Below are 17,168 nucleotides of genomic sequence, written 5' to 3'. Positions count from 1 at the left end.
TTATGTTACGGACATTCATGCACGCTAAACTACACAAAGCTCGAGTGACGGAGGCGAACCTCCATTACGTCGGTTCCATCACGATTGATGAAGATTTGCTTGATGCGGTCGGAATCTTTGAAAATGAAAAAGTTCAAGTGACGAACAATCAAAACGGTGCCCGGATCGAAACATATGCGATCAAGGGTGAACGTGGCTCCGGTGTCATTTGTTTGAATGGTGCGGCAGCTCGCCATTTCCAAGTTGGAGACGAAGTCATCATCATGGCATATGCACAATTGACGAATGAAGAAATCCTCGTCCACGAGCCGAAGGTGGCTGTTCTCGATGAAACGAATAACATCAAACAGATGCTTTCTCAAGAAATCGCGCATACGATCTTATGAAATTCAGAGACCCGGAACACATTCGGGTCTCTATTTTTGTTAAGATGAAACATGAGAAGTTCGATACGTAACAGATGGATGGTTAAAGGTGGAGATAAGTCGTGGAGAAGAAGTATGTGGTGATCGACCTAGAGACGACAGGTCATTCGATTAAAGCTGGAGATGAGATGATTGAAATCGGCGTAGCGGTCGTCGAACAAGGGCACGTGACGGAACGTCTGTCGGCTTTCGTTCGACCGAAAAATCCGATTCCGCCGTTCATCTCGCAATTGACAGGAATATCCGATTTAGATGTAAGGGACGCAGACACATTTGATGTCATTGCACCGCGCGTCCTCTCGATGTTAGATGGTGGAGTGTTTGTCGCGCACAATGTCCAATTCGATTTAACATTTTTAAATGAAGCGCTTGAAGAAGAAGGTTACTTACCGTACACGGGTCCCGTCATCGATACGGTCGAACTGGCACGGATTCTATTACCAACGGCAGAGAGTCACTCCTTATCGCACCTGACGGAAAGTTTACAGTTGACGCATCAAGAAGCTCACCGGGCGGGCAGCGATGCAGAAGCGACGGCAGAATTATTACTCGAACTGTTAAGTCGACTTCGCGAGCTACCGCTTGATACATTAAAACAGTTGCGTCGCTTAGCCCCAAAATTATTCAGTGCGATGGAAGAAGAGATTGATTTTGCGATTCAAGCAGTCGGCATCGAGACAGACGATCGGTTCGATTCGTTCCGAAAGATTGCGCTGAAAAAACGTCTTGATCCGGAACTGATGCCGCACCGGTCGGAACTCCAGCCATTCGGACCGTTCGTTGATCACTTGAATCAAGAGATCTTTCCGAAGCTGTTCAGGGGTTATGAGCAACGAACCGGTCAACTTGAGATGATGCGTCATGTCTATCAATCACTTGATCAAGAAGTACCATTGCTCGTCGAAGCTGGGACGGGTACCGGAAAATCTCTTGGCTATCTTGTTCCGGCGACACATTATGCGATTGAACACGAGACGCCGATTATCGTCAGTACACATACGATTCAACTGCAAGAGCAACTGTTCGCCCGTGATTTACCGCTGTTGCGTCAACTGTTCGATGCCCCAGTCGACATTACATTGCTCAAAGGGCGGAACAATTATATTGATTTACGTAAATTCGAGTTTTTCCTGAATGAAACAGAAGAACCGTATAATTTTACGTTAGCGAAAGCAACATTGCTCGTTTGGTTGACTGAAACGACGACGGGAGACTTGGAAGAAGTCAGTCTTCCCGGTGGAGCAGCACAAGGGAACATCGCCATCAAACAGTTGATCCAGTCGGATAGCCAGTCGCAACTCGGGCGATTCGATCCATGGTTTAGCCGTGACTTTTTCCAACATGCCGTCCGTAGAGCGAAGGACGCGACGATCATCGTCACCAACCACGCCTTATTGTTTAGTGATATTCAGTATGAGGCGGGTGTCTTACCGAAAGGCTGTCCGTTGATTTTAGATGAGGCCCATCAAATCGAGGAAGTCGCGAGCCACCATTTCGGACTCGTCTTCGACGGGCATTCATTCGACCGGATTTTTAGACAACTCGGATTCTCCGCGGATAAAAAACTATTGACGCGTCTCGTCAGCCTCTCCGATCAGTTTGATTTGACGGAGATGGTCGAAGCGCATAGTGAAGTGATTGATGAGACGATGACGGAGCTAATCGAAGAGGCAGATAACCTGTTGATGATCATCCAAGCCTATGGACTTGATCTCTCTTCCCGGAAAGAGCGACGGGAAGGACGTGTCACAGTCCGCTTCAAACGACTCGATCATTCGATGCGGGCCGTTCAGGAAAGTGCGAAACGGGTCGAATTGGTCTTACGTCGATTACGACAAGCGATTCGGGCGATTCATAAATTATTCCACGATCAACGCGAACACATGAGTTACCGGGAACGGTCCGTCGTCGCGGATCTCAAATCCGTGATCGGTCAAATCGAGGATGTCGAGAATGCGATTTTTGAGACGATGCTCGCGCCTCATGATGAAACAGTATCCTGGATTGAGACGACTGCAAAAAATCGGAAGTTGACACGGATTTATACGCAACCAATCGATATTTCAGAACGCTTATATCGGGATGTCTTCTCGAAACGGACGAGCATTTTGACATCCGCGACGTTGACGGTCTCGAACAAGTTTCAATTCATTGAAAAGCGGCTTGGTTTAAGCGAACTCGAGACACGGCGGTTCATTGTCCCGTCACCATTCGGGTACGCGGAAAAAGTCCGGCTGATGGTTCCGACGGACTTGCCGTTACTGCAGGACGTCCCACCTGCGAAATATGCCGAAACGATTGCGGAAGCAATCATCGAAATCGCTGAAGTGACGGAAGGGCGGATGCTCGTTTTGTTCACATCCAATGACATGTTGCGACAAACGCATGATGCGACGAAGCAGGCACTTCCGGCACGATTTACGTTGCTGTCGCAAGGGATCACACAAGGATCCCGGCAGCGCTTGATGAAACAGTTTAAGCAACTCGATGCCTGCATTCTTTTTGGGACTGCGAGTTTTTGGGAAGGGATCGATGTTCCGGGTGACGACTTAAGTTGTCTTGTCATCGTTCGTCTACCCTTCGCACCGCCTGACCAACCCATTGTTCAGGCACGATCGGAACAAATCGAACAACAAGGTAAATCTTCGTTTTTTGAATACAGCTTACCGCAAGCGATCATTCGTTTTAAACAAGGGTTCGGTCGTTTGATTCGAACGACGAATGACCGTGGTGTCGTGTTCGTGTTTGACCGTCGAATTGAGACGACACGTTACGGAAAACGTTTTGTTTCAAGTTTGCCAAATGTGCCTGTTTTATCAAAACCACTTCAAGAATTGACGGCAGAACTCGAATTGTTCTTGAATGATACGGATTGAGTCTATTAAAATAACCATTATCGCATTATAATAGGTTAAGAAAAATGAGGGAGGATATAAGATGGATTCGAAAATCGAGACACTCGCAACGGTCAAGGTCAATCGCCATGACGATACGTACAAAATCGTAGACTTATTGAATCGCACGTTAAAAACGGAGGACTTAATGTTTGGTTTAGCTCTAGATGAGAAAGACAAGGAGCAGATGGTCTTCACCATCTACCGCACATGAAGTGGAAAATCGCCATCGGTTTGATTTCGGTCGTTCTTTTGATTACGCTAATCGGTACAGGAATCTACCAGTTAACGGTTGGTGAAGCAAAGGGGCGAGAACAAGAAGTCGTCAAGCGGGCAGAAAAACGTTTAACACAAGAAATAGCCCCGGACGCCGTGACATTCGAAAATGTCTTTAACGGAAAAGACCAGTACACCGTCTTCTCGATTAAAAAAGAGGGAGAGGCGTTACGCGCTTTTGTCCCGTCAAAAGGTAAGATTGAGACACGTCCGGTTAAAGACGGCATTAAGGTGGATGAAGTCATTCGTCAAAGTGGAGATCAAGAAAAAATCGTTTCCACGAAATATGGTTTCGAAGATCGCGCCTTAATTGAGATCGTCGCGGAAACCGAGACGGGCTATGAATATTCGTACTATACGTATCAAGAGGGATCTTTCATCAAACGACTACGGATTAACTAAAAGGAGTGTGCGACATGTTATCAAAACGCGTACAACAATTGACGCCTTCTACAACGCTTGCCATCACGGCGAAAGCGAAGGAACTGCGGGCATCCGGTCAAGATATCATCGGTCTTGGGGCTGGTGAACCGGATTTCAACACGCCGGAGTTCATCATTCAAGCGGCATTTGCGGCAGCAGAAGCAGGCGATACAAAGTATACGCCTTCAGGCGGAACGGTTGCGTTGAAAGACGCGATTATCGAGAAGACACGTCGCGATTTATGGGTATCGTATGATCGCTCGGAAGTCATGGTTGCGTCTGGTGCGAAACATGCTTTATCGACACTCTTCCAAGCCATTCTCGACCCGGAAGATGAAGTCATCGTTCCTGCTCCGTACTGGGTCAGCTACCCTGAGCAAATCAAGTTGAGTGACGGCGTACCGGTCGTTTTAGAGACGACGGAAGCGTCACGTTTCAAGGTGACACGTGAGTTGCTCGAGCAACACATCACACCGAAAACGAAAGCAATCGTCTTGAACTCACCTTCGAACCCGACAGGTATGGTCTACACGAAAGAAGAGTTAGAGATGGTAGCAGAGATGGCGATTCAACATGACATTCTCGTCATCAGCGATGAAATTTATGAGAAATTACTGTATAACGGTGTGACGCACTTATCGATTGCGACACTTCCAGGAATGCGGGAACGGACAATCATCATCAATGGTGTCTCGAAATCGCATGCGATGACGGGCTGGCGGATTGGTTATGCGATCGGACCGAAAGCAATCATCGGCGCAATGACAAACCTTGCGAGCCATTCGACGTCGAACCCGACGTCAATCGCGCAAGCTGCTTCTGTCGCGGCCTACGAAGAAGGGGATGCCCCGGTCGAAGCGATGCGTGTCGTGTTCGAAGAACGACTCGAACAAATTTACGAACGCTTGATTCAAATACCTGGTTTGACGTGCTTGAAGCCGGAAGGTGCCTTCTACTTGTTCCCACATGCTTTAGAGGCAGCGAAGATGTGTGGTTATGCAAACGTCGATGACTGGTGTACAGCCGTCTTGTCAGAAGCAAAAGTAGCCTTGATTCCAGGTTCAGGATTTGGTGCGCCGGAATATGTACGTCTATCGTACGCAACAGACCCGAAGCGTGTCCTAGAAGCGCTCGATCGGATTGAAGGATTTATCGCGGCTCGTACAGCCGTTTAACTTAGAGAGGATGTTGACTTTTGAAAGCAATGATTCGAGATGTAGCAAAACATGTGGGAGAGGAAATCACGATTGGCTGTTGGTTAGCGAACAAACGTTCAAGCGGTAAAATCGCCTTCCTTCAGTTACGTGACGGTTCCGGCTTTATGCAAGGTGTCGTCGTCAAAGAAACGGTCGGAGAAGACTTATTCAAAACAGCGAAAGGTCTAACGCAAGAATCATCACTTTGGGTGACGGGAGTCATCAAATCAGATGGTGAGCGAACAGCACTTGGACATGAGATGGAGATCACTTCAATTGAAATCATCCATGAAGCAATCGACTACCCGATTACACCGAAAGCACACGGAACAGATTTCTTGATGGACAACCGTCACCTTTGGTTGCGGTCAAAACGCCAGCATGCCGTCATGGTCGTTCGAAATGAATTGATCCGTGCGACATATGAGTTTTTTAACCAAGAAGGGTTCATCAAAGTCGACCCACCAATCTTGACGGGCAGTGCACCGGAAGGAACAACCGAATTGTTCCAAACGAAATACTTCGATGAAGATGCGTACTTGTCACAATCGGGTCAACTCTATATGGAAGCGGCAGCGATGGCGCTCGGGAAAGTCTTTTCATTCGGTCCGACATTCCGTGCTGAAAAATCAAAAACACGTCGCCACTTGATTGAGTTTTGGATGATGGAGCCGGAGATGGCGTTCTACGACCACGAGATGAACCTCGAAGTCCAAGAAAACTATGTCTCGCATCTCGTTCAGTCCGCCTTGAAGAACTGTAAAGCGGAACTCGAGTTGCTCGGGCGTGACTTGACGGTTCTTGAAACGATTCAAGCACCATTCCCACGCGTCCGGTATACGGAAGCAATCGATATGTTGAAAGAGCAAGGATTCGATGACATCGAATTCGGAGATGATTTTGGTGCACCACATGAAACAGCAATCGCAAATAGTTTTGCCCGCCCGGTCTTCATCACGCACTGGCCGAAAGCCATCAAACCGTTCTACATGAAAGAAGATCCGGAAAACCCGGGATTCGTTCTGTGTGACGACTTGATTGCACCGGAAGGATACGGCGAAATCGTCGGTGGTTCGCAACGTGAAGAAGATTACGACAAACTGCTTGCTGATATGAAAGAACATAACTTGGATGAGACAGGCGCCTATAAATGGTATCTTGAAACACGCAAGTATGGTTCAGTACCGCACAGTGGCTTTGGTTTAGGACTTGAACGGACTGTCGCTTGGATCACGGGCGTCGAGCACGTTCGGGAGACGATTCCATTCCCACGTCTACTCAACCGGTTGTATCCGTAATTTAGACTGAAATCGACCCATCGTTTAGACGGGTCGATTTCTTGCTTAGACTAAAGAATCGAGGAAGTGTCATGAATCATAATTTAATCCAACTTTTCGAAGAAGGGACCGTCGTGCTTCCGAAACGATTGTTCACGGAAGCGAAGCGGCTTGGAATCAGCTTCGTCGAGTTTACGTTAATCGGTCAACTGTTCGCTTGCCGTGCGGAAGGGATGGAGATGCCTTCACCGGAAGAATTGAGCAATCGTCTCGGGCTGTCCGAGACGGAAACGATTGAGACGACGCTCGGTTTGTTACAGAAGGGGTTGCTGGCGATGGAAAACGTCGCCGGATCGGAACGCTATTCGTTAGTTCCACTCTATGAAAAATTAATGGCACCACCGGAACAAGAGGCGCCGAATTTCGATACGATCAATCCATCGGTCTTCCAACAATTTGAGCGGGAACTCGGAATGATGTCGCCGTTTCAAATGGAACAAATCATTCAGTGGCTGACGATTGAAAACATCGCGGAAGAGCTAGTCCTTGCTGCGCTTCGCGAAGCCGTCTACCATAACGTCCGGAAGATGACCTATATCAATCAAATTTTGCGGACGTGGGAACGCGAGGGTATTAAAACACTCGAAGATCTTGCGACGAGAGGAGGGTGAATCATGTTACGAGTAGCTGAAATCGACCGGATTGAATTGACCCTCGAAGAGATGTTTCCGGACGCTTTTTGTGAACTGATTCATAAAAATCCGTTTGAACTCGTCGTCGCCGTCGCCTTGAGTGCGCAAGCGACGGACGTGCTCGTCAATCAAGTCACGCCGGGATTGTTTGCCGCGTATCCGACGCCAAGCGACCTAGCCACTGCACCGGTCGCTGCCATCGAAGAGAAAATCAAACGACTCGGTCTCTATCGCAATAAAGCGAAAAATATCAAAGCACTCGCGGAACGCCTCATCACGTTGCACGAAGGGGAAGTACCAACGGACCGCGCCGGACTCGAAGCGTTACCCGGCGTCGGGCGAAAAACAGCGAACGTCGTGTTATCGGTTGCATTCGATGTCCCGGCATTCGCAGTCGATACGCATGTCGAACGGGTCTCGAAACGACTCGGTATCTGTCGCTGGAAAGATAATGTCACACAAGTCGAAGCGACGTTGATGAAACGATTCAAGCGGGAACGCTGGTCAAAGCTTCATCATCAATTCATTTTTTTCGGACGGTATCACTGCAAGGCGCAACGTCCGCACTGCCTTGAATGCCCATTACTCGACATGTGTCGGGAAGGAAAAAAACGGACGAAAGGGACAATCATCCCTGTCGATTAACGAAGAATTATTTAAATGATGCTTGAAAGCAAAAAAAGGATAGCGCGTTTCCGGAAGAAACCCCGGAAGCGTGCTATCCTTTATTCGTGTGAAATAAAATGTCTCTTGTCCATCATACGCGCGTATGTTTAACCATTCCAAGGCGTATCGGACCATTCCCGACGCTTTTTCGTGATCGGAACTTTTTTGAATCCCCAGTTTCGGAAATCTTGATCGGGACTATCGCGACGAATGTAAATTTTTTCTTTGATTGCTTTAAAGATTCGGTTTTCGTCCCCGTAATGGACAAACCGTGGTTTCACCTCAATCACGCCACGACGTACGCGTGAAAGGGGAAGACAGACGAGGTCAGCAATCTCAAGACCGGATTGGTAGAGGTCGCTATCCTTTTCAGCAAAGATGAAGCCTTTAATTTTTTGACGACTTTTTTCGACGTCAAGGTGGACCGTCCCCGAGTTAAAGATATCGAAGAACGCTTTTTGAATTAATAAGTTTTGATAATCATCACGACTTTCGAGGACGACACGAGCACTCGTCGCTTCCGTCTCCTCTAAAAAAGCGTAAAAAGATTTCATCAAGTGGGCAAAGGCGACGACGTAAGGATCTTTTGGTGTCGAATAAAAATCTTGCAGCTTCTGTTTATCGACTTCGACACTGACAATCGTACAGTCGATATCGACTAGGAAGTCAGGTAATGCGACCCAAAAATGACGTAACATATCAATCGTGATCCCGTCTTCTTTGCCGTAAGGATGCTCCGCCTTTAAAATTTCTTTTAAATGGAGTGGAATGTGTGGATCTTCAAACACACTCGACTTAAATTCCATCAAGCGTTTCCGTAAAGGGCTCGGTTCACCCGTTTCGTCCGAATCGATGGCATATTTGTATTCCATCAAGACACCTGTCAAATTAAATTGCGTATTCCCTTTAGGTGTCCCCGTCTCATCGACGAACATGACGTATTTTTTCGCAGTGTTGTTCGACGCTCTAGGAATCATTTTTGATTCATGGCGCGAATTCGATTTAGGTGTTGCCAATCAGATTCCTCCTCGCGCGGTTCTACAGGACCAGTTGTAACTGTCTCCCACACTATACTGTGTACGACAAGTATACCAAGATTTCCTGCTAAAAAAAGTAAAACCTTAAGTGAGAGAAATCACTGCATCAGTTGATCGATATAGCGAACAGACTTAATCGTTTCATTGAAACGTTTTAAACTTGTTTTTGGTTGGAACGCCTGGACTGATAGTTGTTTCAGTTGATCGACGGCACTCTCGACCATCGCCGGGCGTAAATAAGGGCTGTTCTGCGCATTATGTTGCCAATCGGCGATGAGCACATCTGCTTGTTCGACGAACGGAATGACATCCTCGTTGAAGTCATATTCTGTTCCGGCGCGACCTGCTTGATAAATTTTTTCGATTTCTTGAAGTAACGGTTCAATTGTCATTTGTTTTTAACTACTCCTCTCGGCCGATACGATACAATCACATATCATGGTACAATAAACGCGATAGGAGGGGAATCGTTTTGAATTATCCGAACGGTAAAAAATTTCAAAAGCCTCTCGAACCTCATGGAACGACGATAAAAAAAGCACGCTCACAAGCATCGACGTTTTCTAATCGGGGGATGAAGCTTGAAAAATTGATTAATGAAAGCAATACGTTTTACTTGACGCATAATCGGGCAATTATTCACAAGAAGCCAACCCCCCTTCAAATCGTTCAAGTCGATTACCCGAAACGTTCTGCGGCTGTCGTGAAAGAAGCCTATTTCAAACAACCGTCGACGACCGATTATAATGGTGTCTATCGGGGGAAATATATTGATTTTGAAGCGAAGGAAACGAATCATAAAACCTCTTTTCCACTCAAGAACTTCCACCCCCACCAAATCGAACACATGCGACAATGCGTAGCACATGGAGGAATTTGTTTTGTCATCATTCGGTTCAGTATGTATAATGTGCAATATGTGCTTTCAGTCGAGCACGTGTTCCCTTGGTGGGAGCAATTAGAAACGGGTCGTAAATCAATTCCGCTCGACCAAATCGAACAACATGGTATAAAAATCAAGACAGGTGCGTTCCCTGCGATCGATTATCTCGAAGCAGTAGACGAATTATATTTCACTTGAGAAACTTACGGATTGAAGGAGAAGGATAGCATATGGAAAGAAGTCGTGTCGCACGTCGTGAAGAAACGAAGACGTCAACTAAACAATCGAATCGGACGAAACGTCCGAAAAAAAAGAAGTCCGGTGGTTCAGGTGGATCTGGAAAAGGTCCACTTTTTAAAAAGCTATTAATGATTGCAACCGGCTTATTCATCATCATGATGCTTGTCGGAGGTGGGTTTGCTGCGTACGCGATTGCCACTGCTCCGGAACTCGATGAGACGAAACTACGGGATGCGCTCCCGCTGAAAATTTATGCGAGCAACAAAGAGGAAATCAAACAGGGTGGAACGAGTCGCGAGTACGTCTCGATTAAAGAAGTTCCTGAAGTCGTCAAAGACGCCTTCATCGCGATTGAAGATCGACGTTTTTACCAACACAAAGGGATTGACTTCCGTCGTCTCGGTGGAGCGATCATCGCGAACATCACCGATGGATTCGGCTCGGAAGGGGCATCAACAATCACGCAACAGGTCATCAAACAATCGTTTTTAAGTTCTGAAAAAACAATCACACGGAAAGTACAAGAACAGTGGTTAGCGATTCGTCTAGAACAAGACTACACGAAAGATCAAATTTTAGAAATGTACTTGAATAAAAACTACTATGGTCAGAATTCGTTCGGAATTCAGACGGCTTCAAAAGCCTATTTCAATAAGACAGTCGATAAATTAGATTATGCAGAAGCAGCGATGCTTGCCGGATTGCCACAGCGTCCGACAGCATATGACCCGATTAAAGGGGATCCGAAGTTAACGAAGGGGCGTCAAACACAAGTATTAGATGCGATGTTGACGACAGGCGTCATCACGCAAAAACAACGTGACCAAGGAGTCGATCAACCGATTTCTAAATTGATTGATCCCGCTCCAAAATCGACGACAGATGCTTCGTACGATAGCGTCATCTTTGATATGGTCTCAAAAGAATTAGAAGATGTCTTTGGTCTTGAAGGAAAAGACATCTATGGCCAAGGACTCAAAATTTATACATCGATTGATAAACCGATGCATGATTATATGAATGAAGCCATTAAAGAAGACAAAGTCGTACAATTACCAGATTATGCCGAAGCTGCGGCCTCTGCCGTCAACACAAAAACGGGTGAAGTCTTAGCCGTCGTCGATGGAAAAAATCCAGGGGAAGACACGGCACGCCGTAACTACGCGAATGAACCGCACCAACCGGGTTCTTCTGCGAAACCCTTCTTCGCGTATGGTCCAGCGATTGAAAATGAAAAATGGTCGACAGCAAAACAAATCACGGACCAAGAAACGAAGATTAACGGCAAGACGATTCAAAACTATTACGACGGTTACAAAGGAACAAACACGATTCGAAACTGGTTGAAGATTTCAGCCAATACGCCGGCAATCCAAACGTTCCAAGAGATTGGTGGCGATGCGGTCGAATCGTTTGCTGCTAAATCTGGTTTGGCATTAGAAAAAGATGAATCAATTTCTCCAGCGTACGCAATCGGTGGGATGAAACACGGATTCAACACGACTGAGATGGCGGGCGCTTATGCGACACTCGGAAACGGTGGCGATTATGTGGAGCCACACATCATCAAGTCAATTGAGTACAGTGATGGATCAAAAATCAAATCACCAATCAAATCGAAAAAAGCGATGGAAGACTATACAGCCTATATGTTGACGGACATGCTTCGTGACGTCCTGAAGCCGGGCGGTACGTTCCCGACGGCTGGACTTTCATTTGATGCAGCAGGAAAAACCGGAACGACGAATGCCTATAAGGATGTTTGGTTCGTTGGTTATACTTCTGATGTCTCCATTAGTGTTTGGACAGGAACGACGACATCTGGAAATAATAACGGGATCGGCCTCGAAGGGCAAACCGAGAGTAGAATGGCACAAAACCTATGGAAAGATTTTGTGACCAAAACACGTGACCGGACACCAGCGCCGTTCGAACAACCAAGCTCGGTCCTCAGTATCGGTGACGAACTGTATGTGAAAGGAACGAAGGAGCCGGTCGTCGAAAAAAAGGCCGTACCAGCTCCGACTGGATTGCAAGCTTCTTACGATGAAGAAGCGCAGTCAGGTGAGCTGACTTGGAATTACAACGATTCAGCGTTGCGGACGAACGGATACGATAGCGTAACATTTGAAGTATCGATGAAAGATCCGGATGGCAATACATCGGTTCTTGGGACGAGTTCGACGAATCGAATTGGTATCAACAGTCTAAAACCAGGACGAACAGAGTTCACACTCGTCGCGAAAGCATCAGGAGAAGAGTCAGGTCCTGTTGCGACGTCAGTCACAGTCGCTGAACCAGAGACTGAGGAACCAGTGACGGATGAACCGACGACGGATGAACCGGCAACAGATGAACCGGCAACAGATGAACCGGCAACGGATGAACCGACGACAGACGAACCGACGACCGATGAACCGGCAACGGACGAACCGACGACCGATGAACCGGCAACGGACGAACCGGCAACGGACGAACCAGCGACGGATGAACCGGCAACGGACGAACCGGCAACGGATGAGTCAGTCTCTACACAATCAACGGATGAAAAAGCAAAAGAAAATGATAAGAAAAAACAATCCGATAAAGAAAAGACGGACAAAAAAGAGGATTCCCAAAGCACGGAATAAGAAACAGAGGAATGAATTGAAGGTCAAGACTGAAGTGGCGAACCTGTCGCTACAGTCTTACCTCTTTTTTTTTGTATAATGAGTGAAGAAGGAAGGAAGTGAGTCGATGGAACCGAGACAATCACTCGTTACTTATTTAGAGGAATTAAAAGCTGATCGCGCCTTTATGGAGCGCGTCACATATATGAAGACGATGGAAGCTACAGCAGGACGGTACTCACCTTTTCCGGAACAGATGCCAAAACGATTACAACAAGCTATCAAAGCACGTGGCATCGATGCCTTATACCGGCATCAAGCATTAGCATTTGATCAAGTCATGGCAGGGAAATCGACGGTCATCGTCACGCCGACGGCTTCCGGGAAAACATATTGCTTTAATTTACCGATTCTCTCGCATCTACTGGAGCATCCGAACGACCGGGCACTGTATCTCTATCCGACGAAAGCTCTCGCACAAGATCAAAACAGTGAACTGCTCGAGTTGATTGATGAGCTCGAAGCACCGATTCGTTGTTTTACGTATGACGGAGATACGTCACCGACGATTCGGACGAAAGTCCGCAAAGCGGGGAACATCGTCATTACAAATCCAGATATGCTTCACTCGGGCATTTTGCCGCATCATACGAAGTGGATTGAACTGTTCGAAAACCTGAAGTATATCGTCATCGATGAGTTGCATACGTACCGTGGCGTCTTCGGGAGTCACGTCGCGAATGTCATCCGACGGTTACGCCGGATTTGTCACTATTACGGGAGTGACCCTGTCTTCATCATGACGAGCGCGACGATTGCCAACCCACAAGAACTGGCGGAACGGCTGATTGAGAAGCAGGTCAGTCTGATCGATGACAACGGTGCTCCGACCGGGCGAAAACATTTCATCGTCTATCAACCACCAATCGTCAATGCCCAACTCGGAATTCGACGTTCGGCGACACTCGAAACCAAACAACTGGCATCCCGATTCATCAAAAAGAAGTTTCAGACGATCGTCTTTGCCCGTTCACGTGTCCGCGTCGAGGTGTTGCTGACGTATCTACGCAGTTTGGTTCGCCATGAACTCGGTCCGAAATCGATTGAAGGATACCGTGGTGGTTATTTACCGACGGAGCGACGTGATATCGAACGGCGTCTAAGAAAAGGTGAAATCACCGGCATCGTCTCGACGAATGCGTTAGAACTGGGCGTCGATATCGGTCAATTACAAGTCTGTATCATGAATGGTTATCCGGGAACGATTGCTTCGCTTTGGCAACAGGCCGGGCGTGCCGGAAGACGGCAAGATGATGCTTTAATCATCCTCGTCGCCTCGTCCGGGATGCTCGATCAATACGTGGCAGAACGACCGGAGTTATTTTTAAATCAATCACCAGAGGCGGCACGACTCGATCCCGATAATTTAATCATCGCCGTCGACCATATAAAATGTGCCGCATTCGAACTTCCGTTTCGGCAAAGTGAAAGATTCGGCACACTCGAGACGGAGGATATTCTCGAGTATTTAGTTGAAGAACGTGTCCTGCATCAGCGGGGAGAGCGTTTCTATTGGATGAATGATGCGTTTCCGGCACATGAGATCTCGTTACGCTCAAGTGATCAAGAAAACGTCGTCATCGTCGATCAGACGGAAGTCCCGAATCGGGTCATCGGTGAGATGGATACATTTAGTGCAATGACGTTACTTCACGATGAAGCGATTTACTTGCATGGGGCGGATCAATATCAAGTCGAGACACTCGATTTTGAGGAGAAAAAAGCGTTCGTCCGTGCCGTTGATGTCGATTATTATACCGATGCTAATTTTTCAGTCGATTTGTCTGTCCTTGAAGAAGATGAAAGCTATTCGAATGATCTGTTTAGTGTGGCCCGTGGTGATGTCAGTGTTCGTGGGATGGCGACGATGTTCAAAAAAATTAAGTTCGGTACCCACGAAAACATCGGGTCTGGTCCGATTCATTTACCTGAACGGGAAATCCATACGACAGGCGTCTGGTTTACGTTGCCTGCTACATCTGCTTCCAGTACGGAGCTCGAACAAGTACTGGAAGGGGTCGCGAACAGCCTACGGCGTGTGGCACCTCTTTATTTAATGTGTGACGCGAGTGATGTTTTCGTCGTGCCGCAAGTCAAGGCGACACACACGCAGAAACCGACCATCTATTTGTATGACCGGTATCCTGGAGGGGTCGGCTTAGCTTCTTCAATCTATAAACAACGGAGCATCATGTTACGGGCAGCACGCGACTCGATTGAGACATGTCCCTGCCTTGACGGTTGCCCGGCCTGTATCGGCATGGTCGGTCTCGCAGACGAAAAGGAGCGGACGATTCAGATGTTGACTGAGATGGAAAGGGAGTTAACATGAAAAATAAATTAAGACGAATGTTAAAACCGACGAATCAGGAGAGTGGACAACGGCAAACGATAGAAAAGACTTCGACGCACGCCGTCGATCCGAAGATTGCGAACGAACAAGCCGCCTGGGTGGAGAAGGGGGCGGAAATTTTAACGTTCGAAGATGAGTGGATCGTTCGAATCGATCAGCGCTATCCACTGACAGAAAGCCATGGACACCGGACGTTTGGTGCCGGGTACGAATCACTCCAACTACCGCATCCACCACTCGCGCTCGATGTCCCGCTCGAACAGATCATCTTTTTCGATACGGAAACGACCGGTTTACGTGGAACGGGGACAACGATTTTTTTGATGGGGTTCGCCCGTTTTGAACAAGGCGAGCTATTGATGCGGCAATACTTCCTGCCGCATCCGCACTATGAAGCAGCTTTTTATCATCACTTTTTGACTGATATCGGAGAAGACGTCCGATTCGTCACCTATAACGGAAAAAGCTTTGATTGGCCGCAAATCAAGACGCGACATGTCTTCGTCCGTGAACGTGTACCGCGTCTGCCGAAAGTCGGTCACCTGGATTTACTCCATGTCTGTCGGCGGATTTTTAAAGGGTTATCCGATTCGTACCGTCTGACAGCGATGGAAGAGCAAATCGGATTTGAACGAGCGGGTGATTTGCCAGGATTTTTAGCCCCGATGCATTACTTTCAATACGTCGAACATCAAAATCCGTCCATCATGGATGGCGTCCTTGAACATCACCTGCATGACTGTCTGACACTTGTCAGTCTGTACGATGAATGCAATCATCTCGTGACCCATCGAAAAGAGGTATCACCTCGAATTGGGGAAAACATTGCCGTCTGGTTAGCCGATTTAGGCATCAATGAGCAATCGGTCGAGCATTTTCATCAGGCAAACGATCTATCGGCAGAAGGTTGGTTACGGCAAGGACTTCTGCACAAAAAAATGAAACGGCATCAGGAAGCAGTCAACTGCTTTGAAAAGAGTGAGACATTCCGCGGATACATCGAGTTGGCGAAATGGGCGGAGCACATTGCAAAAGAGCCACAGCTTGCTTATGATTATACTGAGCAAGCAAAACAACTGTTAGAAGGACAGGTGTTACTAACAACACGGCGGGAACGTTTGACCGCTGAACTTACACATCGGAGCAATCGGTTACAAAGGAAGTGTCAAGAATGAAAGTCGTTGCCATCACGGGTTATAAGCCAACTGAACTAGGAATTTTTGATCAAAAACATCCTGGTATTCCGGTTATCAAAGCGGCGTACCGCGAACGCTTGATTCGACTCATTGAAGACATGGGGACGACATGGTTCGTAACAAGCGCGACTCCAGGCTGTGAACTGTGGGCCTGTGAAGTCATCTTAGAACTAAAAGCAGACTATCCGGACATTCGTCTCGGGATTTTATTGCCCTTTTTAGAGCAAGAGGCTAAATGGAAGGAACCTGTACAAGCTCAGTATTTAGCGGTACTGAACCAGGCGGACTTCGTCGATGCAATCAGCCAAAAGCCTTATGAGAATCCGAGTCAGCTTCGTAACAAAACGGAATTCATGATTGAAAAAAGCCAAGGTCTGTTATCCGTTTTTGATGAAGAACACGGTGGCTCAGCGAAGTATCTCGTCGAGCGTGCTAGAATAGAGATGGAACGGACCGATTATCAACTGTTCTTAATCACACAAGATGATTTATCGATGATGGAACAGGAACTGAACTATAATGATCAGTGGGAGTGAAGACGATGTATAAACCCTTATTGACAGCAGATGATATTTACAAAAAAGAATTTAAGACGGGCCTACGCGGTTACGTGATTGAAGAAGTGGATGGATACTTGGATCAAGTCATCAAAGATTACGAAGGATTCGAGCGCGAAATCGAGCGTTTGAAGAAAGAACTAGAAGCAGCAAAAGCGACGGCGCCGAAACCCGAAGAGCGAATCGTTGAGGCGGAAGCCCCAGTGTCTAATCCATCGAATTATGACATGCTACGCCGGATTTCAAATCTTGAAAAAGCTGTTTTTGGACGTCCTCACCAAGAAAATCAATAAACGTCAAGACATCTACTTAAAAAGAAGTGGATGTCTTTTTTTGTTACGAAATTCCCCTGATTTTGAAAGCGCACACCGCTTGTGCAAAAGG

At 47.1% G+C, this 17,168-nt stretch carries 16 protein-coding genes; 14 read left to right on the top strand and 2 right to left on the bottom strand.

Annotated features, from left to right (window positions below):
• The first annotated feature begins 2 nt into the window (after positions 1-2).
• From panD to nth, 8 genes are all read left to right on the top strand, one after another.
• Positions 3-386, top strand: a complete 384-nt coding sequence (gene panD / locus A0126_RS08745) for an aspartate 1-decarboxylase (RefSeq protein ID WP_029330611.1) — start codon at positions 3-5, stop codon at positions 384-386.
• 101 nt (positions 387-487) lie between these two features.
• The gene (gene dinG, locus A0126_RS08740; RefSeq protein WP_088837312.1) at positions 488-3,301 is read left to right on the top strand and encodes an ATP-dependent DNA helicase DinG; all 2,814 of its coding nucleotides are present in this window, start codon (positions 488-490) and stop codon (positions 3,299-3,301) included.
• Between the two features lie 61 nt (positions 3,302-3,362).
• A complete protein-coding gene (locus tag A0126_RS08735; RefSeq protein ID WP_012370646.1) occupies positions 3,363-3,533 on the top strand; it encodes a YpmA family protein in 171 nt (56 codons plus the stop codon).
• Positions 3,530-3,997 (top strand): hypothetical protein, encoded by a 468-nt coding sequence (locus A0126_RS08730; protein WP_088837311.1) that lies wholly within the window; start codon positions 3,530-3,532, stop codon positions 3,995-3,997. Before A0126_RS08735 ends, A0126_RS08730 begins: the two co-directional genes overlap by 4 nt.
• Positions 3,998-4,011: 14 nt before the next feature.
• Entirely contained in the window at positions 4,012-5,193 is a 1,182-nt protein-coding gene (locus A0126_RS08725) for a pyridoxal phosphate-dependent aminotransferase (RefSeq protein ID WP_029330605.1), read from the top strand.
• Positions 5,194-5,222: 29 nt separating this feature from the next.
• Positions 5,223-6,512 carry an asparagine--tRNA ligase gene (asnS, locus tag A0126_RS08720; protein ID WP_152638933.1) on the top strand — a complete coding sequence of 430 codons (1,290 nt, stop codon included), beginning with the start codon at positions 5,223-5,225 and terminating at the stop codon, positions 6,510-6,512.
• Between the two features lie 71 nt (positions 6,513-6,583).
• The gene (locus tag A0126_RS08715) at positions 6,584-7,162 is read left to right on the top strand and encodes a DnaD domain-containing protein (RefSeq protein WP_029330601.1); all 579 of its coding nucleotides are present in this window, start codon (positions 6,584-6,586) and stop codon (positions 7,160-7,162) included.
• Between the two features lie 3 nt (positions 7,163-7,165).
• Positions 7,166-7,828, top strand: a complete 663-nt coding sequence (nth, locus tag A0126_RS08710; RefSeq protein ID WP_088837310.1) for an endonuclease III — start codon at positions 7,166-7,168, stop codon at positions 7,826-7,828.
• A 128-nt stretch (positions 7,829-7,956) separates the two neighbouring features.
• Here the strand turns inward: nth and A0126_RS08705 are convergent, their stop codons facing one another.
• Both A0126_RS08705 and A0126_RS08700 read right to left on the bottom strand, forming a co-directional pair.
• Positions 7,957-8,865, bottom strand: a complete 909-nt coding sequence (locus A0126_RS08705) for a DUF3800 domain-containing protein (RefSeq protein WP_239456727.1) — start codon at positions 8,863-8,865, stop codon at positions 7,957-7,959.
• Between the two features lie 119 nt (positions 8,866-8,984).
• Positions 8,985-9,278, bottom strand: a complete 294-nt coding sequence (locus A0126_RS08700) for a DUF1798 family protein (protein ID WP_088837309.1) — start codon at positions 9,276-9,278, stop codon at positions 8,985-8,987.
• Between the two features lie 74 nt (positions 9,279-9,352).
• On the opposite strand from A0126_RS08700, the gene recU reads away from it, so the two are divergent.
• From recU to gpsB, 6 genes are all read left to right on the top strand, one after another.
• Positions 9,353-9,967, top strand: a complete 615-nt coding sequence (gene recU / locus A0126_RS08695) for a Holliday junction resolvase RecU (RefSeq protein ID WP_204251435.1) — start codon at positions 9,353-9,355, stop codon at positions 9,965-9,967.
• Positions 9,968-9,999: 32 nt separating this feature from the next.
• Positions 10,000-12,639, top strand: a complete 2,640-nt coding sequence (locus A0126_RS08690; protein ID WP_088837307.1) for a transglycosylase domain-containing protein — start codon at positions 10,000-10,002, stop codon at positions 12,637-12,639.
• 106 nt (positions 12,640-12,745) lie between these two features.
• Positions 12,746-15,010 (top strand): DEAD/DEAH box helicase, encoded by a 2,265-nt coding sequence (locus tag A0126_RS08685; RefSeq protein ID WP_088837306.1) that lies wholly within the window; start codon positions 12,746-12,748, stop codon positions 15,008-15,010.
• Positions 15,007-16,206 (top strand): ribonuclease H-like domain-containing protein, encoded by a 1,200-nt coding sequence (locus tag A0126_RS08680; protein ID WP_088837305.1) that lies wholly within the window; start codon positions 15,007-15,009, stop codon positions 16,204-16,206. Before A0126_RS08685 ends, A0126_RS08680 begins: the two co-directional genes overlap by 4 nt.
• A complete protein-coding gene (locus A0126_RS08675) occupies positions 16,203-16,763 on the top strand; it encodes an SLOG family protein (protein ID WP_088837304.1) in 561 nt (186 codons plus the stop codon). Before A0126_RS08680 ends, A0126_RS08675 begins: the two co-directional genes overlap by 4 nt.
• A gap of 5 nt (positions 16,764-16,768) precedes the next feature.
• The gene (gene gpsB, locus A0126_RS08670) at positions 16,769-17,077 is read left to right on the top strand and encodes a cell division regulator GpsB (RefSeq protein WP_088837303.1); all 309 of its coding nucleotides are present in this window, start codon (positions 16,769-16,771) and stop codon (positions 17,075-17,077) included.
• Positions 17,078-17,168: the final 91 nt, after the last annotated feature.

This window comes from Exiguobacterium sp. N4-1P (genome assembly GCF_002214325.1).
The sequence above is the reverse complement of the archived record's forward strand: the minus strand, read 5'-3'. Positions and strand labels throughout refer to the sequence as shown.